The sequence below is a fragment of the Agromyces sp. MMS24-JH15 genome (assembly GCF_043518605.1).
In the GTDB taxonomy this organism is placed as follows: Bacteria; Actinomycetota; Actinomycetes; order Actinomycetales; family Microbacteriaceae; genus Agromyces.
Genome location: NZ_CP171358.1, coordinates 2,087,101 through 2,112,253 on the forward strand (window position 1 = coordinate 2,087,101; position 25,153 = coordinate 2,112,253).

The window sequence follows — 25,153 nt, forward strand, 5'->3', positions numbered from 1 at the left end:
GCCCGGCGGCGCCGCATCCCCCGGGGCGAGTGTAGCGCCGGACGGGACCGCGACGGCAGGCCCGCGGGCGAGCGGGGGCCCCGCGGCCGTGCCGGGGCGCCCGGCGGTCGCTCGGCGGCACGACACCGGTATTGGGGCATCCGCGGTTCTGGACAGGGCGACGAGGGTGGGATATGACTGGCACATGAGCCCGCCCCACGGCTCCATCCGCACGCCGGACCAACGCCTGCGTGTCTTCGTGAGTTCCACGCTCCGAGAGCTCGCGACCGAACGGCGCGCGGTCCGCGCGGCCATCGAGGAGCTCCGTCTCGCACCCGTGATGTTCGAGCTCGGTGCCCGTCCGCACCCGCCCCGCGAGCTCTACCGCGCCTACCTCGAGCAGAGCGACATCTTCGTCGGCCTCTACGCCGAGAGGTACGGCTGGGTCGCGCCCGGCGAGGAGATCTCCGGGCTCGAGGACGAGTGGCGGCTCGCGCCCGCCGACATGCCCAAGCTCGTCTACGTCAAGGAGGGCGGCGAGCGCGAGCCGCGACTCGTCGAACTCCTCGACAAGATCCGCGACTCCGACGGCGCGGCCTACGTGTACTTCGCCGACGCCGACGAGCTCGCCGAACTCGTGCGCGGCGACCTCGCGACCCTGCTCGCCGAGCGGTTCCAGGGCGCCGCGACGGTCGCGGACCTCGTCGGCGACACCGCGGCGCCCCGGGGCAAGGCGACCCCGCCGCCCGTCGCGCTCGCGCCGATCATCGGCCGCGAGCGCGAGCTCGGCGCCGTCGTCGGGCTGATCCGTGGGAGCGCGCGCCTCGTCACGCTCACCGGCCCCGGCGGCATCGGCAAGAGCCGGCTCGCGATCGAGGCCGCCGCAGCCGTCGAGAGCGACTTCCCCGACGGCGTCGCGTTCGTCGACCTCGCGTCGGTGCGCGATGCGGCGCACGTGCCGATCGCGATCGGCGGCGCACTCGGCATCCACGACACCGGCGCGGGCGGCTGGGACCAGAAGGTGCGCGTCGCGCTCCGCGACCGCCGGATGCTCCTGATCATCGACAACTTCGAGCAGGTCATCGAGGCGGCATCCGAGATCGGATCGCTCATCGCGGATTCCCCGACCGTCACGTTCCTCGTGACGAGCCGGACGATGCTGCGCGTCTCGGGCGAGCACGGCATCGAGGTCGGCCCGCTGCCGCTGCCGGACCCCGGCCGGCTCGCGGACCGACCCGCTGAGCTGCAGGCCGCGTCCGTCCGGCTCTTCGTCGACCGGGTCCGCGCGGTCAAGCCGGACTTCGAGCTCAACGTCGCGAACGCCGCCGACGTCGCCCGCATCTGCGTCGCGCTCGACGGCGTGCCGCTCGCGATCGAGCTCGCCGCGGCGCGGGCGCGCGTGCTGTCGCCGGGGGAGCTGCTCGACCGGCTGCACCGCCGGCTCCCCGTGCTCGAGGGAGGACGCCGCGACCTCCCCGAACGCCAGCGCACGATGCGCAGCGCGATCGAATGGAGCGTGCACCTGCTCCCCGACCCGGCCCGGGAGCTGTTCGCCCGGCTCGGCGCCTTCGCGGGGCCGTTCTCGATCGACGCCGTCGAGGCCGTCGCGGGCGACATCGTCGGGCTCGACGTGGTCGACACGCTCGGACTCCTGGTCGACGGCAGCCTCGTGCACCAGCAGGACCGCCGCGATCGTGCCGTCTTCACGATGCTCGGCGCCGTGCGCGAGGTCGCGCACGAGATGCTCCTCGAGCGCCCGGACGCGACCGCGGTCCTCGAACGACAGGCCCGCTGGTTCATCGCGCTCAGCGAGGAGGCCGAGATCGCGCTCGAGGGCGCGGCGCAGCCGTTCTGGATCGCGCGTCTCGTCGACGACGCCGAGAACCTGCGCGCCGTGGCGCGGAACCTGCTCGACAGCGGGCGGTACGACCTCGCGGCGTGGTTCGCGTGGAAGCTGTTCCTCTACTGGTGGGTCGGCGGCCACCTCGGCGAGGTGCGCGGGTGGATGTCCGAGGTGCTCGACTCCGGGGTCGAGCTCGATGAGATGACCCACGCGATCGCCCTCTACTTCACCCGGGCGATCGCGTTCTGGCAGAACCCCGACGAGTCGCTCGCGGCGGACCTCCGGGTCAGCGCCGAGGAGTTCGAGCGTGCGGGGGACCTGTCGGGCACGGGCCTCGCGCTCATCTCGCTCGGAATGGTCCTCGTGAGCGTCGCGAACCCGCCCGACCCGGTCGAGGCGATGGCGGTCCTCGAGCGCAGCGCCGACGCCTTCCGCGAAGCGGACGACACCTGGGGCGTCGGCCTCGCGCTCGTGACGATCGGGCGCATCGAGCTCATCGGCGGCCGGGTCGACCAGGCGCTCGCACGGTTCGAGGAGAGCCTCGACCTCGCGCGGCGACGCGGCGACCGGCACTCCGAGTCGATCGCGCAGTACCACCGCGGATGGGCCTACCTGTTGATGGACCGTGTCGACCACGCCGCGGGATGCTTCGAGTCGAACCTCGCGCTGTCGTACCGGCTCGAGCACGACGAGGGCATCGCGTACGGGCTCGAGGGCCTCACCGCGGTCGCCGCGGACGCCGGCGACGCCGAGCGCGCCGGGCTGCTGCTCGGGGCATCCGAGGTCCTGCGCGAACGCACCGGCCTCTACAACGAACCGACCTTCAGCGTGACCGCCCGGTTCATCGAGCCCATCGTGCGCGGACCCGACTCGCTCGTGTTCGAGGCCGCACGCGGGCGCGGACGCACGCTCACCGCCGCGCAGGCGCTCTCGGTCGCGCTCGGGGACGCCGGCCCGGACGCCGGGGGCGGCGGCCCGGGCGGTGGGGCCGCACGGTCGACGACCGGCGCGGCCGCAGCGCCGTCCGGAGCGGGGCGGGGCGGGCCGGACGGCTTCGAAGGGTAGCCGGTGGACGACCGCGACGACCGGCTGCTGCCCGCGACCCGCGCCCTCGGGGCGGTCATCATCCCGTTCCTCTGCGTGGCCGCCGTCCTGCTGCTGCTGATGCCCGGGGACACCAAGGCCACGTTCGCGTGGCAGATCCTGCCGCCGCTCAGCGCGATGCTCCTCGGCAGCGCCTACGTCGGGGGGATCTGGTTCTTCGCGTGGGTCGTGCTCGAGACGCACTGGCATCGCGTGTGGCCCGGGTTCCCGGCGGTCGTCGTGTTCGCCGCCCTCCTCGGGGTGGCGACCATGCTGCACCTGGACCGCTTCACGTACGGGCACGTGTCGTTCATCGCCTGGGTGGTGCTGTACGCGGTCACGCCGTTCGCCGTCGCCGTCGTGCTCGTCGTGAACCGCCGGCGCGACGACGGCCGGCCCGAGCAGGTCGACGCGGTGATCCCGAGGCCGTGGGCGATCGCGCTCGCGGCGGTCGGCGGCGCGGCGACCGTGATCGGGCTCGTGCTGTTCGCGATGCCGTCGCTGCTCCAGGTGACGTGGGGATGGACGCTCACGCCGCTGACCGCGCGCGTCACGGGTGCGGTGCTCACGCTGCCCGGGCTCGTCAACGTGTGGATGCTGTACGACCGGCGGTGGTCGAGCTTCCGGTGGGTCGTGCAGGCGCAGATCGCGAGCGTCGCGACGATGCTCGTGTCGATCGCCGTGCGGGCGGAGGACGTCCGCTGGGAGCGGCCGAGCGCGACGGGATTCGTCGTGATGCTCGCGGGTGCGGCGATCGCGTACGTCGTGCTCTCGGTGCGCATGGAGCGGGCGCGTCGCGCGTCGCGCGACGTCGCCGGATCGCCCCAGCGGGGGTCGCGCGCGCGGTGACGGCGGGCCGGTCGCATGCGAGCCGTTCGCATGCGGGCCGTTCGCGCGCGTGCGGGTCCGGCGGCGGCGTGCTCGAGGGAGGGGGCCCGCCCGCCCGGCGGGGGTGGGCCGCCGGTGGGGCGGCCGGCCTCGTCCGCCGGGCGGGGAGTCAGGAGACGCGCGCGGGCAGCGACAGGTGGGGGCCCACCGCGGCGCCGAACGTCTCGGCGGTGCGCGCGACGACCTCGTCGAACGGCGCCGCCCAGATGTCGTCGTTGAACAGTTCGACCTCGACGTCGCCCGCGTACCCGGTCGCCTCGACCGCACGCGTGAGCGTCGCGAAGTCGATCACGCCGTCGCCCGGGTAGTGGCGGCTGTTGAGCACGTTCGCGGGCAGCGGGGTCTTCCAGTCGCACACCTGGTAGGTCGCGATGCGACCGGATGCCCCGGCCCGCGCGATCTGCGGCAGCACCTCCGGGTCCCACCAGATGTGGAACGTGTCGACCGTCACGCCGACGACCTCCGGGGCGAAGGGCTCCGCGAGGTCGAGCGCCTGCTTCAGGGTCGTGACGACGCAGCGGTCGGACGCGAACATCGGGTGCAGCGGCTCGATCGCGAGCGTCACGCCCGCGGCCGAGGCATCCGGAGCGAGCTCGGCGATCGCGTCGGCGGCGCGGGCCCGGGCGCCGATGACGTCGCGCGAGCCCTCGGGGATCGCGCCCGCGACGAGCACGAGCACCGCGGCCGAGCCGGGGGCGCCCGCGGCCGCGAGCGTCGCGGCCTCCTCGATCGCGCGGCGGTTGTCGTCGAGCTGGGCCCGTCGGGCCGGACCCTCCTCCATCGTGAAGAAGCCGGCACGGCACAGCGTCGAGAAGCGCAGGCCGCTCGCGGCGAGGCGCCGCGCGGACTCGGCGAGGCCGACCTCCTGCACGGGCTCGCGCCACAGGCCGATCGCCTCGTAGCCGCCGTCGGCGACCGCGCGCAACGCGTCGTCGAGCGTGGAGCGCTTGATCGTGCCCTGGTTCATCGAGAGGCGCGGGTGCACCGGGGTGGGGTTCGCGGCGGTCATGCGAGCACCTCCGCGACCTCGACGCCCGCGACCTCGACCTGGTCGCCGGCCGTCGCGCCGGCGAGGTCGACGCCGTTGACCGCGAGCATCGCCTGCCAGCGCGCCGCGGCGAGCTCGGGGCGCTCGAGCGCGCCCGAGGCGTTCGCGAGCTCGATGATCCGCGAGAGGTGGGGGAGGCTGCGGGCGGCGTGCAGCCCGCCGACCATCTGGAACGCCGCCTGGTGGCCGTTCAGCCAGCTCAGGAACGCGACCCCGGTCTTGTAGTAGAACGTCGGCGCCGCGAACACCTGGCGCGACAGCGGCTCGGTCGGCCCGAGGATGCGGTGGAACTCGGCCTCGTCGCCCCGGTCGAGCGCCTGGATCGCCGCCGAGGCGTTCGGCGCGAGCGCGGCGAACGCGCCGAGGAGCGCGTCGGAGTGGCCGTGCACCGCCTTCCCCGAGCCCGTCGACGCATCGCCCGCGATGAGCCCCACGTAGTGGAAGTCGTCGCCCGTGAACATGCGCACCGACTCGGGGAGGCGCTCGCGCACCGAGATCTCGGCGTCGGCGTCGAGCAGGCTCATCTTGACGCCCTGCACCTTGTCGCGGTTGTACTCGATGACCTGCAGCAGCGTCTGCGCCGCGGCCTCCCAGTCGTCCGAGCCGAAGTAGCCCGCGAGCTGCGGGTCGAATGCGGTGCCGAGCCAGTGCAGCACCACCGGTGCGCCCGCCGCAGCGAGGACCTCGCGGTACACGCGACGGTAGTCGTCGGCCGTGCGCGCGGCGCGCGCGAGGTGGCGGCTCGCCATGAGCACCGCGCCCGCGCCGGCATCCTCGGTGTGGTGCAGCTGCTCCTTGTAGGCGTCGATCACCTCGTCGAGCGAGATGTGCTCGGCCTCGACGTGGTCGGTGTTGACGCCGACGACGAGCTTGCCGCCCACGGACTGCGCCTCGGCGGCGCTCCGCGAGATGAGCTCGCGCGTCGCCGCGGCATCGAGGCCCATGTTGCGCTGCGCGGTGTCCATCGCGTCGGCCACGCCGAGGCCCCACGACCACACGTGGTGGCGGAACGCGAGCGTGGCATCCCAGTCGATGTCGGCCGCCCGACCCGGGGTGTTGTCGGCGTGCGCCTTCGGCACGACGTGCGCGGCCGCGTACGCGACGCGCGACTGCAGCGGGCCGCGGGGCTTGCGGAATGCCGGCGCCTCCGCGAGCGGGACGGCGGTGAGGCCGCCGGCCTGGTCGAGCAGCGTGAGCGCGGTCATGATCAGCGGGCTCCGGTGAGCTCGGGCGCGGATGCCCCGGCCTCGGATGCCTCGGGGTCGGATGCCCCGGCCTCGGATGCGTCGTTCGACGTGCTGGACGGGGCATCCGCCGCGGTGTCGAGGCCGACGACGGGAACGTCGATGCGACGCCCCTCGGCCGACGAGCGCAGGCCCTCCTCGGCGACGAGCACGCCGCGCGCACCCGCGAGGAAGTCGTAGTGGTTCGGGGCATCCTCGATGACGTGGCGGAGGAACTCCTCCCACTGCGTCTTGAAGCCGTTCTCGAACACGTCGTTCGTCGGCACCTCGATCCAGTCGGCGTCGTAGTCGTGCGCGTCGGCGAGGTCGGGGTTCCAGACCGGCTTGGGCGTGGCGTTGCGCGGCTGGATCTTGCAGCCGAAGAGGCCCACCACGGCCGAGCCGTGCGTGCCGTCGACCTGGAACTCGACGAGCTCGTCGCGGTTCACGCGGACGGTCCAGCTCGAGTTGAGCTGGGCGATGACGCCGCCCTCGAGCTCGAAGATGCCGTACGCGGCGTCGTCGGCGGTCGCGACGTACTCGTCGCCGCGCTCGTCGACGCGGCTCGGGATGTGCGTCGCGGCCTTGGCGTAGACGGACTCGACGCGGCCGAAGAGGTTCTCGAGCAGGTAGTTCCAGTGCGGGAACATGTCGACGATGATCCCGCCGCCGTCCTCGGCGCGGTAGTTCCAGCTGGGGCGCTGCGCGGGCTGCCAGTCGCCCTCGAAGACCCAGTAGCCGAACTCGCCGCGGACCGACAGGATGCGGCCGAAGAAGCCGGAGTCGATGAGGCGCTTGAGCTTCTGGAAGCCGGGCAGGTAGAGCTTGTCGTGCACGACGCCGTTCTTGATGCCGGCCTCGTCGGCGAGGCGGGCGAGCTCGAGCGCCTCCTCGAACGACTCGGCGGTCGGCTTCTCGGTGTAGATCGCCTTGCCGGCCGCGATGGCCTTCTTGATCGCGGCGGCGCGGGCCTTGGTCACGAGGAAGTCGGCGTAGATCTCCCAGCGCGGGTCGGCGAGGGCCTCGTCGAGGTTCGTGGTCCAGTGCTCGATGCCGTGCTTGGCGGCGAGGTCGGCGAGCTTCTTCTCGCTGCGGCCGACGAGGATCGGCTCGACCTGGACGCGCGTCTCGCCGTCGGCGAGGAGCACGCCGCCCTGCTCGCGGATCGCGAGGATCGAGCGAACGAGGTGCTGGCGGTAGCCCATCCGGCCGGACACGCCGTTCATGATGATGCCGATGGTCTGGGTGTGATCTGCCACGGTCGGTTCCTTGTCGAGACGGAGAGCGGATCTTGGGAGGCCGGGGCCGCCGGGCCGCTGCGGGAAAGCGTTTACCCGAGTGTGCCACACCGATCGCCGTCGCGCAACACCCCCGTGGGCGGGTGGAGTGCGGTGGGGTGCTGGTGCTGGTGCTGGTGCTGGTGCTGGTGCTGGTGCTGGCGCTGGCGCTGGCGCTCAGCGGTCTCCGCGACTCCACGAGCCGATGTCGCTCGATCCGACCTCGATCACGGGGTGCGGGCGCGACTCGCGCGACCTGGAGACGCGATGTCGCTCGATCCGACCTTGATCACGAGCTGCTGGCGCGATTCGGGAGGCATGACGACGCGAGGTCGCACGATCGGGGGTTGGTGGGTGGGACCGGCCGGTGGGTCGGCTGCACCGCCCCCCGCGGTCAGCCCTCGGCGACGCCGGGGGTGCTCGCGCGCAGGACGACCTCGCCGGCGAGGGATGCCTCGTCCGGGGCATCCTCGTCGCCGATCGCGAGCCGCAGCGCGCGGCGGCCGATCGCCTCGAGCGGGAGTCGCACGGTCGTGAGCGGCGGCGTGACGTCGCGCACCGTCGGGATGTCGTCGAAGCCGGCGATCGCGAGGTCGACGCCGGGCGCGAGCCCCGCGTCGCGCACCGCGGTGAGCGCGCCGACCGCCATCACGTCGCTGCCGGCGAAGACGAGTTCGACGCCGTCGAGCCCGCGTTCGACCAGTCTGCGCACGCCGTCGTAGCCGCCGTCGCGCGAGAAGTCCGCGCGGATCACGTCGGCGTCGCGCAGTTCGAGCCGGTGGACGGCGAGCGCGTCACGCACGCCTTCGAGGCGATCGCGGGCCGTCCGGATGGTCTCGGGGCCGGTCACGACCGCGAATCGGCGATAGCCGCGCTCGACGAGGGACTCGGCGAGGCGCCGGGCGCCGGCGCGGTTGTCGAGCTCGACGGTGCGGAAGTCGTACTCGTTCGGGCTGATGAGCACGACGCGTCCGCCCGACTGCTCGTACGCGGTGAGCTCGACCTCGAGGGCCCCGCCCGTCGGGTCGCCGATCGGGCGGGATCCGGCGAGGATCATGACCCGGGGCCGCTGCCCGCGCAACTGCCGCACGAGCTCGAGTTCGCGCTCGGGGTCGCGCTCGGTCGCGGCCATGGTGACGATCAGCCGCTCCCGGTCGGCCTCGGCGACCACGCCGGACGCGATCGACGAGAAGTACGGGTCGGCGACGTCGGCGACGAGCAGCGCGACGGTCGTCGTGGTGCCGCGCGCGACGGCCTGCGCGGAGAGGTTGGGGGAGTAGTTCAGGCGGGCCGCGGCCTCGAGGACCCGCGTGCGGTATTCCTCGTTCACCTTGCGCGTGCTGCCGTTCAGCGACCGGGAGGCCGTGGCGAGCGAGACACCCGCTTCGCGAGCGACGTCGTGCAGGGTGGCCGGCGCGGTGCGGCTCGTCTCGCTCATCGATCCTCCAGGGTCGTTCGCCGCATCGTATCGCGGGCTGCGCGCCCCTCCCCGGTGCGCCGGGCCCGGGCGGAGTGGCCCGATCGACTCGAGTGAGATAGCGTTTTCCCAGAGTACCGCGCGTCAGGGAACCGCACGAGACCCGCGCCGGGGAAATCGATTTCTGCAGATGGCCCGCGAAGGTGGGCCACGGCAGCCCCCACACCACCAGGAGCAGCACGCGATGACGCACCGCGAACGATACGCACTCATCGGCACCGGCAGCCGCGCCGGCATGTACATCGGAGCCCTCTCGGGCACCGTGCTCGGCGCCGAGCACGTCCCCGACCTCGCCGAACTCGTCGCGTGGAGCGACCCGAACCCGGGCCGGCTCGACCTCTACGAGCGAGAGGTCGTCGAGGCGGGGCATCCTGCGCCGGCCCGCTACGACGTCGCCGACCTCGAGCGCATGATCGTCGACGAGCGCGTCGACCGGGTCGTCATCACGACGCCCGACTTCACGCACGCCGAGTACATCGTGCGGTCGCTCCGAGCCGGCGCGGACGTCGTCGTCGAGAAGCCGCTGACGATCGACGCCGAGAGCGTCCGCCGCATCGGCGAGGCGATCGCCGAGACCGGTCACGAGGTCATCACGACCTTCAACTACCGGTACAGCCCCCGCAACTCGACGCTGCGCCAGGTCATCGCCGACGGCCGCATCGGGGCGGTCACGAGCGTGCACTTCGAGTGGGCGCTCGACACCGTGCACGGCGCCGACTACTTCCGCCGTTGGCACCGCGACAAGGCGAACTCGGGCGGCCTGTTCATCCACAAGGCGTCGCACCACTTCGACCTCGTGAACTGGTGGATCGGCGCCGCGCCGGTGCGCGTGTTCGCGAGCGGCGGCCTGCGCTTCTACGGCGCCGACAACGCGGCGGCCCGCGGGCTCGGCGCGCGGCCGTCGCGCGGCACCGGGTCGGGGACATCCGATCCCTTCGCGCTCGACCTCGCGGCCGACGCGCGACTCAAGGAGCTCTACCTCGACCAGGAGCACCACGACGGCTACGTGCGCGACCGGGACGTGTTCGACCCGGGCATCACGATCGAGGACAACCTCGCGGCCCTCGTCGACTACGACTCGGGCGCGACGCTCAGCTACTCGCTGAACGCGCACGCCCCGTGGGAGGGCTACCGCGTGACCGTGAACGGAACCGAGGGTCGCGCCGAGCTCGAGGTCGTCGAGCGCGGGGCGGTGCTGATCGGCGACGACGGGCGGGTCGTCGTCGACCCGTCGATGCATCCGGATGCCTCGCAGGTCGACCTGCTCCGCCCGCACGGCGAGCACCTCGTGGTGCAGCGGCACTGGGAGTCGGCGCAGGAGGTCGAGATCCCCGAGGGCATCGGCAGCCACGGCGGCGGCGACGCGTACCTGCTGCGGCACCTGTTCGGCCGGGTGACCGAGGATGCTCCGCTCGGACGGGTCGCCGGGTACGCCGATGGCGTCCGGGCGGTCTCGGTCGGCATCGCCGGGAACCGGTCGCTCGAGACCGGCCTGCCGGTCGTGATCGGGGAGCTCGAGCTCGGGGCCTGAGCGGGTGAGCGGTGCGCCGGGCGGCGGTGCGCGGGGCGGGCGGTCCGTCAGGTGCCGTCGACCGGACGTGCATCGCGCGGGTAGGCGAGCAGCAGCGCGGCCGACGCGATCCAGGTCGCGCCGATGAGGGCGAGCAGCGCGGATGCCCCGAGCCCGGACGCGAGTCCCGCGACGGCCGCGCCGAACGCGGCCGCCGCCGCGCGCAGGCCCGCCCCGACCGTGAAGACCTGCGACCGCAGCGCGGGCGGGCTCTGCTGCTTGCGGATGAGCAGCATCGCCGACGAGCTCGGTGCGGTGAACAGGCCGGACGCTCCGATCGCGGCCATCGTCCACCAGAGCCCGAGGTCGACCGCGGCGACGACCGTGAGCACGCCGGTCGCGGCGAAGCCCCAGCCCATCGTCGCCTCCGGTCGGAAGCGCGACGGATGCCCCGAGTTCCAGAGGGCCCCGAGCAGGCCGCCGATCGCGAACGCGGTCACGACGAGCGCGCCCTGGCCCGGGTCGCCCGTCCGCGCGACGCTCAGCGCGATCGCCGCGATCGACAGGCCGCCCGCGCCGAACTGGCTGAGCGTGCCGCTCGTCGTGATCACCGCGAGCGGCCGGTGCAGGGCGATGTGCCGGATGCCCCGCGCCATGGTCCGCCACATCGAGACGCGCGGCGGGCTCGCGGCGGGGCGCAGCCGCAACGGGATCGTGCCGAGCGCGCCCGCGACGGCGCTCGCCGCGACGAGGAGCGTCGCCGCGCGGGCCGATCCGAGGGCGACCGCCGCCGCGACCATGGCCGGCCCCGCGACCGACCCGAGGTTGTAGGCGAGCGCATCGATCGCGTAGGCGCGGCGCTCGTCGGGGATGCCCTCGGTGACGTAGCTCGACAGGCCGCCCATGACGAACGGCATGGCGGCGCCGCCCGCGAGGAGCACGAGCGCGACGATCCACGCCGGGATCGGGCCGAGGAACGCCGCGACCGCGTACGCCGTCGCCATCGCGATGCCCGCGCCCGCGATCAGCGCGCCCGGTCGGCGGCTGCGGTCGAGGAGCGCTCCCGCGAACGGTGCCGCGAGGATGCTCGGGGCGAGCGTCGCCGCCGCGAGCAGGCCGCCGAGCGCGACATCCCCGGTCTGCTCGACCGCGAGCACCGGGATCGCGACCGTGACGCCGCCCACCGCGAGGCGCGGCGGCGTGGCGGCGGCGAGGTAGCTCGCGACGCCCATCTCTCACCTCCCGGCGGTGTCATCTCGGTCGCGCGGTGCCAGGTCGACCTGGCACCGCACGGACGAAGTGACACCGCGAGAAATCAGGGGTCAGGCCGGGAGGACGAGGCGGCCGTCGACGCGGCGCGGGATGCCCAGCGGGTTGGACTCCTTCAGCTCGTCGGGCAGCGCCGATTCCGGGGCCGACTGGTAGGCGACCGGGCGCAGGAACCGGCGGATCGCGGTGACTCCGACCGAGGTGTGGATCGTCGTGGTCGACGGCCACGGGCCGCCGTGCTGCTGGGACCAGCTCACGGCGACGCCGGTCGGCCAGCCGCCGAACAGCACGCGCCCGGCGACCTCGGAGAGGACCGCGACGATGGCCGAGACATCCTCGCCCGGCTCGGCGTGCACGCTGCCGGTGAGGCTGCCGCCCACCTTCGCGATCGCCTCGAGGGCCTGGTCGACCGAGTCGTACTCGACGACGAGCGTCGACGGGCCGAAGCACTCGGTGTAGAGCGCGTCGGTGTCGGCGATGACGGTCGCGGCATCCGTCGCGAGCACGATCGCGGAGCCCGAGCCCGCGTGCTGCTCGGCCGACCCGCCGACGACCCGCACGCCGTCGCGCGCGGCGAGCGAGCCCACCGCGCCCGCGAACGCGTCCGCGATGCCGTCCGTGAGCATCGGCACCGCGGCCGGCGCGGCGCCCACGGCCGCGGCCACCCGCTCGGCGAAGCCGCTGCCCGCGGGCACGAACACGACCCCGGGGTTCGTGCAGAACTGCCCGACGCCGAGCGTGAACGAGCCGGCCAGGCCGGTCGCGAGCTCGTCGGCGCGCGCGTCGAGCGCGGCCTGCGTGATGAGCACCGGGTTCACGGCGCTGAGCTCGCCGTAGAACGGGATCGGGTCGGGGCGTCCGTTCGCGAGGTCGAACAGGGCGCGCCCGCCGTGCAGCGACCCGGTGAAGCCGACCGCGCGCACCTCGGGGTGCTGCACGAGGGCGACTCCGGTCTCGCGACCCGTGACGTGCGAGAAGATCCCGTCGGGCGCGCCCGCCGCGGCCAGCGCGCCCGCGACGAGCTCGGCCGTGCGGAGCGAGAGGCGCGGGTGCGCCGAGTGGCCCTTGACGATCACGGGGCATCCTGCGGCCAGGGCCGAGGCGGTGTCGCCGCCCGCGACCGAGAACGCGAACGGGAAGTTCGACGCGCTGAACACGGCGACCGGCCCGAGCGGGCGCAGGATCCGGCGGAGGTCGGGCAGCGGCGGGGTCGCGGCCGGGTTCGGGTGGTCGATCGTCGCCTCGAGGTACGAGCCCTCGAGCACCGCGTCGGCGAAGAGCCGCAGCTGCGCGGTCGTGCGCGCGACCTCGCCGTTCAGGCGCACCTGGCCGAGGTGGGATTCCTCGTCGGCGATCGCGACGAGCTCGTCGCGGTGCGCATCGAGTTCGTCGGCGACGGCGCGCAGCCACGCCGCACGGTCGGCCGCGGTCGAGGCGACGGTCGCGGCGAACGCGCGGCGCGCGTCGGCCGCGGCGGTGTCGAGGTCGGTCGCGAGGGCGATCCGGTCGGTCATCAGGTCCTCCGATTCGGGTGGGCCGGGGCATCCTGGAACCGGATGCCGAGGCCGGGGCGGCGGGTGTCGCGGGCGCGGCCGCGGTCGACGATGACCGGGGCGTCCTCCGCGAGGATGCCGAGGTCGGCGAACGAGGCATCCTCGACGGACTCCACCAGCGTCTCATGCGGGAGCGCCATCGCGAGCTGTCCGCTCAGTTCGAGCAACAGATGGGGGGCGACCTCGACGCCGTGGCGGTCGGCGAGCTCGGCGATCCGGCGGAACGGCGTGATGCCGCCGACCCGCACGATGTTCGGCTGCGCGACGTCGACCGCGCCGGCCGCGAGGAACTCGGCGAACCGGTACCGGGTGTGCACGTTCTCGCCGAGCGCGATCGGCACGCCGAGGTCGCCGATGCGCTCGCGGAGCGCGACGTGGCCGGGCAGGTCGTCGGCGCGGAGCGGCTCCTCGATCCAGCGCAGGTCGAACTGCGCGAGCTCGCCGATCGCGCGGTCGGCTTCGTCGAGGGTCCAGCGCTGGTTCGCGTCGATCGCGAGGAACCGGTCGGGCCCGAGCACCTCGCGCACCGCCCGGATGCGTTCGACGTCGCGCGCGAGATCGGGCGACCCGACCTTGACCTTGACCCCGCCGAACCCGGCGGCGACCCAGCGTTCGGCCTGCGCGACGAGCTCGTCGAGCGGGTAGTGCAGGTTCACGCCGCTGCCGTAGGCGGTGGTCTCGGCGCGACGGCGGCCGAGCAGGTCGGCCACCGGCAGGCCGGCGCGGCGACCGGCGAGGTCCCACAGCGCGAGGTCGAGGCCCGCCATCGCGATGGTCGTGAGCCCGCCCCCGCCGGCCTCGTGCAGTCGCAGCCAGAGGTCGGTCCAGATCGCCTCGGCGTCGGCCGGGCGCCCGAGCGCGAAGTCGCGGATCTCGTGGTCGAGCAGCGCCTGCACGGCGTGCCCGCCGATGGTCGGGGTCCACGAGAAGCCGTGGCCGACGGCGCCGTCGGCGTCCTCGACGACGACCTCGACGATCGTGAGGTCGAGCACGTCGGGCCCCCACGGCCGCAGGAGCGGCGCGCGGAGCATCCGCGTGTCGAGCCGGACGATCGCGGCGGTCATCGCGCGGTCGCGGGTTCGGCGGGGCTGCCGGATGCGCCGAGCGAGGATGCCGCGGGCGCGGTCGCGCCCAGCCCGGCCGCGCCCAGCTCGGGCGCGCCCAGCTCGGCCACGAGCTCGAGCCCCCGGTCGAGGATGTCCCGCAGCCGCGACTCCTGCTCGGGCGTCGGGTCGACGAGCGGCGGGCGGACCGAGCCGACGGGGAGCCCGCGCAGCCGGAGCCCGGCCTTCACGAGCGAGACGCCGAAGCCGGGGGTCTCGTCGCGGAGTGCGACGAGCGGGCGGTAGAAGCCGTCGAGGAGCGCGAGGCGCGTCTCCTCGTCGCCGGACTCGTAGGCGCGGTAGTGCAGCGACGCGACCTCGGGGATCATCGCGAACGCGGCCGACGAGTACAGCGGGATCCCGATGCCGCGGTAGGCGCCCTGGCTGAGCTCGGCCGTGAGCAGGCCGTTGAAGAACGCGAACTCGCGGCCGGTCTCGCGCGCGGCGAGCACGATCTCCTGCGCGAGGCCGATGTCGCCCAGGCCGTCCTTGAAGCCGACGACCTTCGGGTTCTCGGCGAGCCGGCGGATGGCGCCCGGCGTGTAGCGCGCGGTGCCGCGGTGGTAGACGACGACGGGCAGGTCGGTCGCCGCGGTGATCGCGTCGACCCACGCGACGAGCCCGTCGGTGGTGCCCGACACGAGGTACGGCGGCAGGAGGAGCAGGCCGTCGGCGCCCGCGTCGGCGGCGGCGCGCGCGGTCTCGAGCGCGTCGCCGAGCGAGCCGCCGGATCCGGCGATGACGGGCACGCGGCCGTCGACGACCTCGACCGTGCGGCGGACGACGGCTGCGACCTCGCCGGAGGACAGCGCGTGGAACTCGCCGGTCCCGCAGGCGGGGAAGACGCCGCCCGGGCCGAACGGCAGGCGCGTGTCGACGTGCTCGGCGAGGAGGTCGAGGTCGACGCGGCCCTGCGCGTCGAACGGGGTGACGGGGAAGAACAGCACGCCGTCGAAGCGCGGCAGGTCGGCGGAGGTCATCGGAGGCTCGTCTCTCGGGTCGTGGCGGGAGTGGGGGAGGCGGGGACGGCGGTCTCGGACCGCCACGTGCGGCGGGCGCGCCAGCCGAGCACGCGCTCGGCCTTCGCCGACGAGAACACCGGGCTCGTGCCGGTGAGGCGGTCGGCGTCGGCGCCGAGCGCCGGGGCGAACTCGCGCCGGAGTTCGGCGACGGGCCGGGTCGCGAGTGCGTCGGGGGCGCCGACGAAGAATCCCTCGCCGTCGACGGCCTCGGCGGGCGCCGCGAGCCAGGCCGCGGCGAAGTCCGCGACGTCGCGCGCGTCGACGTAGTTGAAGAGGCTGACGGCCGCGAGCGCGGGGTCGGCGAGGCGCTCCGCGATCGTGTGGCCCTGCTGGGTCGGGGCGCCCGCCCACTCCTCGGGCGAGATGACGTAGCACGGGCGGAAGAATCCGAACGCGCCCGGCTCGGTGCGCGCGAAGCGGCGCGCGAGTTCCTCGATCACGACCTTCGACACCGCGTACGCGTTCGAGGGCGCGACGGGGTGGGTCTCGTCGAGCGGCAGGCGCGTGGGCGCCCAGCCCGGCACGCCGTAGCCGATCACGGTGGGGCTGCTCGCGGCGAGCACGCGGCCGACTCCGGCCGCCGCGGCCGCGGCGAGCACGGTCTGGGCGATCGTGGTGTTCGTCACGAGGATCTCGCGTTCGGGCGCCGAGAACGGCACCGCGATCGCGGCGAGGTGGACGATCGCGTCGGGACGCACGTCGGCCAGGAGCGCGGCGACGGATGCCTCGTCGGCGAGGTCGGCCGTGCGCTCGTCGACGCCCGCGAGTCCCGCGACGGCGCGGTCGGCGCCGATCACCTCGTGGCCGTGCCCGACGAGCCCGAGGGCGAGGCTCCGGCCGAGCCGGCCGGCCGAACCGGTGACGAGTACGCGCATTCGCGCTCCCTTCGAGAAATCGATTTCCGAGTCGGAGCGTACAGAATCCGCGCATGCGCGGCAAACTCCTGTCTAGAATGGGGAATCGATTTCCCGGCCGGGCCCGGGCAGCGGAGCGGAGGCACGATGGGCGAGCGCGGCAGGGCCGTCACGATCTCCGACGTCGCCGCGCGCGCAGGCGTGTCGCCCGCGAGCGTGTCGCGCGTGCTGAACGGCAAGCAGTCGGTCGACCCCGACATCGTGAAGGCCGTGCGGCGCGCGATCGCCGACCTCGGCTACCGGCCGAGCCTCGCCGCGCGGAGCCTCGTGCAGGGCCGCAACCACACGGTCGCCATGGTCGTGCCCGACCTCGAGAACCCGCTGTTCCAGGGCATCCTCAAGGGCCTCTCGGTCGCGGCCGCGGCCGACGGCTACCGCGTGCTCGTCGCCGACACGGTCGAGCGCGTCGACGAGGAGGAGCCCACCGCGATCGAGGCGCGCGAGCGCTGCGACGCGATCGTGCTCTGCGCGCCGCGCCTGCCCGAGGCCCGACTCGCGCGGCTGACCGAGCGCCTGGCTCCGGTCGTGGTCGTGAACCGCGCGCTGCCCGGGTCGGATGTCCCGGTCGTCGGGGTCGACTACGCGCGGGGCATCCGCGACCTGGTCGACCACCTCGCGGCGCTCGGGCACCGGCGCATCTGCTACCTCGCCGGTCCCGAGACGAGCGCGTCGAACGGCGAGCGGCTGCGCGGCGTCGCCGAGGCGCTCGCCGCCGATCCGCGCCTCGAGATCGTGGTCGAACCGTGCGGGTCGCGGCTCGACGACGGGTTCGCCGCGGCCGAGCGCGTGCTCGCGCAGCGCGACGCGGGCGCGACCGCGGTGCTCGCGTTCAACGACCTCGTGGCGCTCGGCCTGCTGACCCGGCTCCGCCGCCTCGGCGTCGACGTGCCGGGCGAGCTGTCGGTCGCCGGGTTCGACGACTCGCCCATGGCGGCGTACGCGACGCCCGCGCTCACGACCCTGTCGGTGCCGCGCGCGGAGCTCGGGGCCCAGGTCTGGTCGCGCCTGCGGGCGCTGATCGCGGGCGAGCCCTCCGGGCACGCGGTCGTGTTCCGGCCGCGGCTCGAGGCGCGGGAGAGCACCGGCCCCGCACGGACGACCTCGACCTCGACCTCGACCTCGACGGCGACCTCGGCCTCGCACTCGACCTCGACGAAGGAACACGGATGACCCTCATGGATGCCCCGGCCGAGACCGCACCCGGGCCGTCGGAGGCCGATCGCGCCGCGAAGCGCGAGCGGATCCTCGACCTGCTCGACCGTCGCGGCGCCGAGTCGCTCGTGCTGCGCTCGCACGGCGCGCTCGCGTGGTACCTCGACGGCGCGAGGACGCACGTCTCGCTCGCGGGCGACCCGGTCGTCGCGGTCGTCGTGCGGCGCGACGGCGACGAGGTGCGCGTCTTCGACAACGAGGCGGACCGGCTCATCGCCGAGGAGTTCGCGCCCGCGGACGCGCAGCGGGTCGTCCGCGTGCCGTGGCACGAGCCGCTCCTCGTCGCGGGCACCGGCGGGCTCGAGGAATCCGACGTCGCCGCCGAGCTCCGAGCGGCGCGCGCGAGCCTGCTGTCCGCCGAACGCGCGCGGTTCCGCGCGCTCGGGCGCGATGCCGCCGAGGTGCTCACCGAAGTCGCGCGCGCGGTCGAGCCGGACTGGACCGAGCGCCGAACGGCCTCGCTCGCGGCGTCCGGGCTCGTCGAGCGCGGGATCGACCCGCTCGTGGTGCTCGTCGCGGGCCGGGAGCGGCTCGGGCACCGGCATCCGCTGCCCACGGAGGCCCCGCTCGGCCGCCGCGCGATGCTCGTCGTCTGCGGACGCCGCCACGGGCTGATCGCGAACGCGACCAGGTGGGTGGAGTTCGGCGCGGCCGACCCCGTCGCCGACGACGCGGCTCGGCGCATCCTCGCGGTCGAGCACGCGTTCCTCGACGCGACCCGGCCGGGCGCGACGCTCGCCGAGGCGTTCGCGGCCGGCACCGCGGCGTACGCGGCGCACGGGTTCGACCCCGAGGAGTGGCGGCGGCACCACCAGGGCGGGGCCGCCGGGTACGTCGGTCGCGATCCGCGCGCGGTGCCGGGCATCGGCGACGTCGTCCGCGAGGGGCAGGCGTTCGCGTGGAATCCGACCGCGCCGGGCGCGAAGGTCGAGGACACGGTGGTGCGCGACGCCGACGGCTTCGAGGTGCTGACGGCCGACCCGGCGTGGCCCACGATCGAGGTCGGCGGCCTCGCGCGGCCGGTGGCGCTGCGGCGCTGACCGTGTAATCTGATTGGGATAACGCTTTCCAAACGCACGCGCATCGAGGACGATCCGGAGGACCCGTGGCCGACGACATCCGCATCGACGAGGCATCCGGCGCAACCGGCGCATCCGACCGGCTCCGCATCACCGCGGGGGACCGGCTGCTCGCCGAGTACGTCTTCCGTCCGACGCATCCGACCTTCGAGTCGCCGCGGCCGTACCTCAGCCCCGTGCACACGCTCGGCGGCGAGCTCGTCTCGCTGTACCGGCCGCACGACCACGTCTGGCACAAGGGCATCGCGTGGTCGCTGCCGGTCGTCGGCGACGAGAACTTCTGGGGCGGACCGACCTTCGTGCGCGGCGAGGGCTACGTGCAACTGGCGAACAACGGGCGGCAGCAGCACGTCGCGTTCGGGCCCGCGAGCAGGCCGGAGGACGGCGACGGCGGCTCCGTCGCGATCGTCGAGACGCTCGACTGGATCACCCAGTCGGGGGAGCACCTCTTCGCCGAGCAGCGCACGCTGACCGCCTCGATCGTCGCGGACGACACCTGGGTGCTCGGCTTCGGCACGCGCATGCGCAACGTGTCGGGCCGGGCGATCCCGATCGGATCGCCCACCACGCGCGGGCGCGAGAACGCCGGCTACGGCGGCCTGTTCTGGCGGGGCCCGCGTTCGTTCACGGGCGGGCTCGTGCTCGCGCGGGGCCGAACGGGCGGCGACGAGCTGCGCGGGCAGCGGGCGCCCTGGCTCGGCTTCACCGGCCGCCACGACGGCTCGGGCGCGCACTCGACGATCGTGATGGTGGATGACCCGGCCAACGTCCAGCACCCGCCGCAGTGGTTCGCGCGGACCGAGGAGTTCGCGTGCCTCTGCCCGGCGCCGTTCTTCAGCGAGGAGCACGTGGTCGCGCCCGACGGCGAGCTCCGGGAGCGGGTCGCGGTCGTGATCGCCGACGGGGCATCCGACCCCGATCGCGCGGCCGTGCTCGCCCAGCTCGGGCGCCTCGGGCTCGCGGCGCTCGTCGCCGCGCCGGGCGCCGACGACACGGCCGCTGCCGTGACGGGCGCCGCAGTGCCGGGCGCCCCGATGGGCGCCGCGCCGACCCGCGCACCCGGAACCGCACCACGAGAGGACCATCGCCCGTGACCGACCGCCCCCTCCGCGCCGCCATCATCGGCACCGGCGCGATCGCCCACGCGCACGCCGAGGCGCTCGCGGCCGAGCCCGGCGCCGAGCTCGTCGCGGTCGTCGACCGCGTGCCCGCGGCATCCGCCGCGTTCGCCGAACGCTGGGCCGTGCCCGCGCGCTTCGACACGCTCGACGACCTGCTCGCCGCGGGCGCGGCCGACGTGCTGCACGTGTGCACGCCGCCGGGCGTGCACGCCGAGCAGGTCGTCGCCGCGCTCGAGGCCGGCCTCGACGTGGTGTGCGAGAAGCCGCCGGCGCTCTCGCTCGACGAGCTCGATCGCATGATCGCCGCCTCCGAGCGCACGGGCCGCGCGCTCGCCGTCGTGTTCCAGCAGCGGACCGGCACGGCCGCGGCGCACGTGCGCGGGCTGCTCGAGGCCGGCGCGTTCGGGCGCCCGCTCGTGGCGACCTGCCAGACCCTGTGGTTCCGCGACCAGGCGTACTTCGACGTGCCGTGGCGCGGCAAGTGGGCGACCGAGGGCGGCGGCCCGACGCTCGGGCACGCGATCCACCAGCTCGACCTGCTCGCGTACCTGCTCGGCGACTGGTCGAGCGTCGAGGGCCGGCTCTGGCGGCTCGCGCGCGAGACCGAGACCGAGGATGTCTCGACCGCCGTCGTCGGCTTCGCGAACGGCGCGGTGGCGACCGTCACGACGAGCGCGGTGTCGCCGCGCGAGGTGAGCTCCATCCGGATCGACGCCGAGCGCGCCACGATCACCGTCGACCACCTGTACGGGCACGCGCACGAGCACTGGCGCATCACGCCGGCGTCGGGCGTCGACGAGGCCGAGGCGGCGGGGTGGGCCCTGCCGGACGCGGAGGAGGGCAGCGGGCACGTGCCGCTGCTCCGCGAGGTCTACGCGGCGCTCCGGACCGGTGCGCCGCTGCCGTCGGTCGCCTCGGATCCGGCGCGCTCGTTCGAGCTGGTCACGGCGATCTACTCGTCGGCGGCGACCGGGCGACCCGTGACGCCCGACACGCTCCGCGACGACGCCGAGCGCACCGCGAGCCTGCGCAGTCGCGTCACCGAGCGGCGACCGGGTCGTGCCTGATCCGAGCGGCGACGGCCTGCCCTATCGCGACCCGGTGACGGGCGGTGCGACGGATCCGACCGTGATCCGCGACCGTGCGACGGGCGGATGGGTGATGTTCGCGACCCAGCGCCGCCCGGCCGACGACGGGCCGGGCGTGACCTGGATCCACGGCAGCCGGATCGCGGTCGCCACGAGTCCCGACGGGCTCGCGTGGACCTACGAGGGCGTGCTCGATGGGCTCGACCGGCCGGGCGACGGCCCCGGGCCGCACACGCACTGGGCGCCGGAGGTGATCTGGGACGGCGAGCGGTACCGCATGTACCTCACGTGGATCGCGGGCGTGCCGGACCGCTGGCCGGGCTTCGCGCGGGTCATCCGGGAGTACCGGAGCGACGACCTGCGCACCTGGGCGTACGTGCGAGACCTCGACCTCTCGAGCGACCGGGTCATCGACGCGTGCGTCGCGCGCTGCCCCGACGGGCGCTGGCGCCTGTGGTGGAAGGACGAGGCGGACGACTCGACCACCTGGGCGGCCGTGAGCGACGACCTCGGCGCGTGGCGCGTCGAGGGCCGCGCGATCGGCGGGCGCCCGCACGAGGGCCCGAACGTGTTCGAGCTCGGCGGCTGGTGGTGGATGCTCGTCGACGAATGGCGCGGGATGGGCGTGTTCCGCTCGCGCGACGCGGTCGCGTGGGAGCGCCAGGGCGGGCCGGACGAGGTGATCCTCGCCGAGCCCGGGGTGCATCCCGAGGATCGCGCGATCGGCAACCACGGCGACGTCGTGGTCGACGGGGATCGGGGTGTCCTGTACTACTTCACGGCGGCGTTCGCCGACGGGGGAGCCCCGCCCGCGGGGCATCCGTTCGCGGGGCATCCGTTCCCCGATCGGCTGTGCGCGATCCATGCCGCGGAGGTGCGCGTGGTGGACGATCGGCTCGTCTGCCTGCGAGGCGGAGCCGTCGCACCGCTTTCCTCGAATGCGCGCTGATCAGGGAATGTAAACGGTCACAGGCGAAGCGACGGCCTCGTTCCGATAACGGATTGAAACGATTTTCCGATTCGGGTTGACCGAAGCGACCCGCCCCGCTACCGTGAGGGAATGCGCTTTCCCGGCGCAGACCCCCAATGCACCAGGCAGACCAGGCAGACAGAGACGTTTCCGGGAGGACAACGATGTTCAACATTCGCACGAGGCGCGCAGGGCTCGCCGCCGTCGCGCTCACGGCCGGCGCGGCACTCGCGCTGACCGGCTGCTCCGGCGGTTCGAGCGAGGAGGCCGCGGCCCCCACGTTCGACCCGAACGAGGAGGTCACGCTCGACCTCGCGTTCTGGGGCAACGACATCCGCGCCGGCCTCTACGACGAGGCGATCGCCGCGTTCAACGAGGAGTACCCGAACATCAAGGTGAACGCCTCGTTCCTCGGCTTCCCCGAGTACTGGGAGAAGCGCCAGACCGAGGCGGCCGGCGGCGGCCTGCCCGACGTCATGCAGTTCGACTACTCGTACCTGCGCCAGTACTCCGAGAACGGGCTCCTGCTCGACCTCGGCCCGTACCTCGGCAACATCATCGACACCGAGCCGCTGAGCGAGCAGATCCTCGGCATCGGCGTCGTCGACGACGTCACCACGGGCATCCCGACCTCGACGAACGCGTGGGCGCTGTTCACCAACGACACGCTCCTCTCGCAGGTGGGCGCCGAGCCCTTCGAGGGCGGCGACTGGGGGGACTACGCAGACTGGCAGGCCGACGTCACCGCGGCCGGCGCGGGCGCCGTCTTCGGCGGCACCGACTACACGGGCCGCATCCAGAACTTCGAGATCCAGCAGCGCGCGAAGGGCGACGACCTCTTCACCGAGGACGGCGAGCCGAACTTCACCGAGGAGGACCTCGCCGACTTCTGGGCGCAGGGCACCCCGCTGCACGAGGACGGCACCGTCATCGGCCAGCAGAAGCTCGAGGAGATCTACCCGAAGTCGGCCTTCGACGCCGGCCTCACCGCGAGCGAGCTGACCTGGGACAACTTCGGCGCCGGCTACCTCGGCAACCTCGGCGAGGGCACCGAGCTCACGCTCAACGCCCCGCCGGTGACGAAGGAGGGCGCGAAGGACCTCTACCTGAAGCCCTCGATGCTGCACTCGATCTCGGCGAAGACCGAGCACCCGGAGGCCGCCGCCACGCTGGTGAACTTCCTCGTGAACAGCCCCGAGGCGGGCGCCATCTTCGGCACCAACCGCGGCCTGCCGGCCTCGGAGACCATGCTCGAAGGCGCCGACCTCGACCCGCTGGGCCAGCAGATCCGCGACTACGAGGCATCCATCGCCGACCGTCTCGGCGACGCCCCGCCCGTGCCGATCGTCGGCTACGGCACCCTCGAGGAGAAGTTCCGCCAGCTCGGCCAGGAGCTCGGCTTCGGCACCATCACGCCTGAGGAGGCTGCGAAGCAGTTCTTCAGCGAGATGGACGTCGTCCTCAACCAGTAACCCCAACTGGAGCACTGAACCCCGGGTCCGGTCAGGCAGGACCGGGCCCGGGGTACGCTCACCAGGAGCCGGGAGATCCAATGAGCACCACCAGCACCAAAGCCATCGTCACGGCGGGCCGCAGCAATCGCGACATCCGCCGCGAGTTGAAGGCCCTCGAGCAGCAGGGCCGCAAGGTCCCCTCGTCGCCGGGCCGGAAGAAGCGCGAGCGCCGCGAGTCGGTCGCCGGGTACGGCTTCCTCCTTCCCTGGCTCATCGGATTCCTCGGCCTGACCCTCGGGCCGATGCTGTACTCGCTGTACCTCGCGTTCACCAAGTACAACCTGTTCAAGGACCCGGAGTGGGTGGGCCTGGACAACTTCGTGCGGATGTTCACGGAGGACCCGAACTACATCCAGTCGGTCCAGATCACGCTCGTGTACGTGCTGGTCGGCACCCCGGTCAAGCTCGCGGCCGCACTCGGCATCGCGATGCTGCTGAACTACCGGGACAAGGGATCGGGCTTCTTCCGCTCTTCGTTCTACGCCCCGTCCCTGATCGGCGCGTCGGTGTCGGTCGCGATCGTGTGGCGGGCGATGTTCTCCACGGGCGGTCCGGTCGACAGCACGCTGAGCACGTTCGGCATCAACCTCGGCGGCTGGGTCGGCAACGTCGACCTGGTCATCCCGATGATGATCCTGCTCGCGGTGTGGCAGTTCGGCGCCCCGATGGTGATCTTCCTCGCCGGCCTGAAGCAGATCCCGCAGGAGCTGTACGAGGCGGCCGAGGTCGACGGTGCGGGTCCGGTCCGCAAGTTCCGCTCGGTCACGATCCCGATGCTCTCGAGCGTGATCTTCTTCAACCTGCTGCTCGAGACGGTCCACGCGTTCCAGGTGTTCGCGTCGGCGTACATCATCTCGAACGGGTCCGGCGGGCCCGCGGGCATGACGAACTTCTACACCCTGTACCTCTACAAGCGCGGCTTCGCGGACCTGCAGATGGGCTACGCGTCGGCGATGGCGTGGGTGCTCGTGGTCGCGGTCGCGATCCTGGCCTTCATCCTCTTCAAGACCTCCAAGGGCTGGGTCCACTACGCGGGAGACAACCGATGAGCTCGACGATCGAAGTGCCTCGCGAGGAACTCCTCGAGGCCACCCTGCACCCCGAACTCGGCCGCACCCGGGGACGACGTCGGGTCAAGCGCAAGACGGTCAACACGGTGATCTGGTTCATCGCGCTGCTCGCGCTCACCGCGATCGTGCTGTACCCGCTGCTCTGGCTCGTGTTCGCCACGTTCAAGCCGTCCAGCGAGTTCGGCCAGCACCTGGGCCTGCTGCCCGAGAACCCCACCATCGACAACTTCGTCAAGGTGACCGAGGGCATCGCCGGCACCCCGCTGTGGCGGTTCTTCGCGAACTCGTTCTTCATCGCGGTGATGGCCGTGATCGGCACCCTGTTCAGCGCGTCGCTCGCGGCCTACGCGTTCGCCAGGATCAAGTTCAAGGGCGTCGGGATCCTGTTCGCGGCGATGATCGGCACGCTGCTGCTGCCGTTCCACGTGATCATCATCCCGCAGTACATCCTGTTCAATAAGCTCGAACTGGTCGACACGTACGTGCCGCTGATCCTGCCGAAGTTCCTCGCGACCGAGGCGTTCTTCGTGTTCCTGATCGTGCAGTTCATCCGGAACATCCCGCGCGACATGGACGAGGCGGCCCGCATCGACGGCGCCGGGCACATCCGGATCTTCACCTCGATCATGCTGCCGCTGATCAAGCCCGCGCTGATCACGTCGGCGATCTTCAGCTTCATCTGGACCTGGAACGACTTCCTCGGCCCGCTGCTCTACGTGAACAGCCCCGAGAAGTACCCGCTGCCGATCGCGCTGCGCCTCTACAACGACGCCACCTCGACGTCGGACTACGGCGCGACCGTCGCGGTCTCGTTCCTCGCCCTGCTGCCGATCCTCATCTTCTTCATCGTCTTCCAGCGGTTCCTGGTCGACGGCGTCGCGACCCAGGGCCTCAAGGGCTAGGAGCATCC

Annotated in this window: 20 protein-coding genes; 11 read left to right on the forward strand and 9 right to left on the reverse strand. The window is 73.3% G+C overall.

The features are described 5' to 3' along the window. The first annotated feature begins 184 nt into the window (after positions 1-184). Positions 185-2,887, forward strand: coding sequence for an ATP-binding protein (locus tag ACDF64_RS09520; RefSeq protein ID WP_394550730.1), 2,703 nt, complete (start codon positions 185-187; stop codon positions 2,885-2,887). Between the two features lie 3 nt (positions 2,888-2,890). Beyond that, positions 2,891-3,754, forward strand: coding sequence for a hypothetical protein (locus ACDF64_RS09525; RefSeq protein WP_394550732.1), 864 nt, complete (start codon positions 2,891-2,893; stop codon positions 3,752-3,754). Positions 3,755-3,902: 148 nt separating this feature from the next. Here the strand turns inward: ACDF64_RS09525 and ACDF64_RS09530 are convergent, their stop codons facing one another. The 4 genes from ACDF64_RS09530 to ACDF64_RS09545 all read right to left on the reverse strand — a co-directional run bounded on the left by ACDF64_RS09530 (position 3,903) and on the right by ACDF64_RS09545 (position 8,779). Continuing rightward, positions 3,903-4,802: a sugar phosphate isomerase/epimerase family protein gene (locus ACDF64_RS09530; protein WP_394550733.1), complete on the reverse strand. Its 900-nt coding sequence runs from the start codon at positions 4,800-4,802 to the stop codon at positions 3,903-3,905. After that, positions 4,799-6,046 (reverse strand): dihydrodipicolinate synthase family protein, encoded by a 1,248-nt coding sequence (locus ACDF64_RS09535; protein ID WP_394550736.1) that lies wholly within the window; start codon positions 6,044-6,046, stop codon positions 4,799-4,801. The genes ACDF64_RS09530 and ACDF64_RS09535 overlap by 4 nt, the downstream gene beginning before the upstream one ends. Positions 6,047-6,048: 2 nt before the next feature. Beyond that, positions 6,049-7,290 carry a Gfo/Idh/MocA family protein gene (locus ACDF64_RS09540; protein WP_394555098.1) on the reverse strand — a complete coding sequence of 414 codons (1,242 nt, stop codon included), beginning with the start codon at positions 7,288-7,290 and terminating at the stop codon, positions 6,049-6,051. Between the two features lie 445 nt (positions 7,291-7,735). Continuing rightward, entirely contained in the window at positions 7,736-8,779 is a 1,044-nt protein-coding gene (locus ACDF64_RS09545; RefSeq protein WP_394550738.1) for a LacI family DNA-binding transcriptional regulator, read from the reverse strand. Between the two features lie 223 nt (positions 8,780-9,002). On the opposite strand from ACDF64_RS09545, the gene ACDF64_RS09550 reads away from it, so the two are divergent. Continuing rightward, positions 9,003-10,349, forward strand: a complete 1,347-nt coding sequence (locus ACDF64_RS09550; RefSeq protein WP_394550739.1) for a Gfo/Idh/MocA family protein — start codon at positions 9,003-9,005, stop codon at positions 10,347-10,349. Positions 10,350-10,396: 47 nt separating this feature from the next. Here the strand turns inward: ACDF64_RS09550 and ACDF64_RS09555 are convergent, their stop codons facing one another. From ACDF64_RS09555 to ACDF64_RS09575, 5 genes are all read right to left on the reverse strand, one after another. Beyond that, positions 10,397-11,560, reverse strand: coding sequence for an MFS transporter (locus ACDF64_RS09555; protein ID WP_394550741.1), 1,164 nt, complete (start codon positions 11,558-11,560; stop codon positions 10,397-10,399). A gap of 90 nt (positions 11,561-11,650) precedes the next feature. After that, complete coding sequence (locus tag ACDF64_RS09560) at positions 11,651-13,111, reverse strand: aldehyde dehydrogenase (NADP(+)) (protein ID WP_394550743.1); 1,461 nt, start codon at positions 13,109-13,111, stop codon at positions 11,651-11,653. Further along, a complete protein-coding gene (locus ACDF64_RS09565; protein WP_394550745.1) occupies positions 13,111-14,214 on the reverse strand; it encodes a mandelate racemase/muconate lactonizing enzyme family protein in 1,104 nt (367 codons plus the stop codon). Before ACDF64_RS09565 ends, ACDF64_RS09560 begins: the two co-directional genes overlap by 1 nt. After that, complete coding sequence (locus ACDF64_RS09570; protein ID WP_394550747.1) at positions 14,211-15,233, reverse strand: 5-dehydro-4-deoxyglucarate dehydratase; 1,023 nt, start codon at positions 15,231-15,233, stop codon at positions 14,211-14,213. Before ACDF64_RS09570 ends, ACDF64_RS09565 begins: the two co-directional genes overlap by 4 nt. Next, positions 15,230-16,150, reverse strand: a complete 921-nt coding sequence (locus ACDF64_RS09575; RefSeq protein ID WP_394550749.1) for an NAD-dependent epimerase/dehydratase family protein — start codon at positions 16,148-16,150, stop codon at positions 15,230-15,232. Before ACDF64_RS09575 ends, ACDF64_RS09570 begins: the two co-directional genes overlap by 4 nt. A gap of 126 nt (positions 16,151-16,276) precedes the next feature. On the opposite strand from ACDF64_RS09575, the gene ACDF64_RS09580 reads away from it, so the two are divergent. From ACDF64_RS09580 to ACDF64_RS09615, 8 genes are all read left to right on the forward strand, one after another. Next, complete coding sequence (locus ACDF64_RS09580; RefSeq protein WP_394550750.1) at positions 16,277-17,359, forward strand: LacI family DNA-binding transcriptional regulator; 1,083 nt, start codon at positions 16,277-16,279, stop codon at positions 17,357-17,359. Further along, entirely contained in the window at positions 17,356-18,441 is a 1,086-nt protein-coding gene (locus tag ACDF64_RS09585; protein ID WP_394550751.1) for a M24 family metallopeptidase, read from the forward strand. The genes ACDF64_RS09580 and ACDF64_RS09585 overlap by 4 nt, the downstream gene beginning before the upstream one ends. 65 nt (positions 18,442-18,506) lie before the next feature. After that, positions 18,507-19,574 carry a PmoA family protein gene (locus ACDF64_RS09590; RefSeq protein ID WP_394550753.1) on the forward strand — a complete coding sequence of 356 codons (1,068 nt, stop codon included), beginning with the start codon at positions 18,507-18,509 and terminating at the stop codon, positions 19,572-19,574. Next, positions 19,571-20,668, forward strand: coding sequence for a Gfo/Idh/MocA family protein (locus ACDF64_RS09595; RefSeq protein ID WP_394550756.1), 1,098 nt, complete (start codon positions 19,571-19,573; stop codon positions 20,666-20,668). Before ACDF64_RS09590 ends, ACDF64_RS09595 begins: the two co-directional genes overlap by 4 nt. Next, positions 20,661-21,638, forward strand: coding sequence for a hypothetical protein (locus ACDF64_RS09600; protein ID WP_394550758.1), 978 nt, complete (start codon positions 20,661-20,663; stop codon positions 21,636-21,638). The genes ACDF64_RS09595 and ACDF64_RS09600 overlap by 8 nt, the downstream gene beginning before the upstream one ends. 185 nt (positions 21,639-21,823) lie before the next feature. Continuing rightward, positions 21,824-23,131, forward strand: coding sequence for an ABC transporter substrate-binding protein (locus ACDF64_RS09605; RefSeq protein WP_394550760.1), 1,308 nt, complete (start codon positions 21,824-21,826; stop codon positions 23,129-23,131). 80 nt (positions 23,132-23,211) lie between these two features. Beyond that, positions 23,212-24,222 carry a carbohydrate ABC transporter permease gene (locus tag ACDF64_RS09610; RefSeq protein ID WP_394550762.1) on the forward strand — a complete coding sequence of 337 codons (1,011 nt, stop codon included), beginning with the start codon at positions 23,212-23,214 and terminating at the stop codon, positions 24,220-24,222. After that, positions 24,219-25,145 (forward strand): carbohydrate ABC transporter permease, encoded by a 927-nt coding sequence (locus ACDF64_RS09615; RefSeq protein ID WP_394550763.1) that lies wholly within the window; start codon positions 24,219-24,221, stop codon positions 25,143-25,145. Before ACDF64_RS09610 ends, ACDF64_RS09615 begins: the two co-directional genes overlap by 4 nt. Positions 25,146-25,153 lie beyond the last annotated feature (8 nt).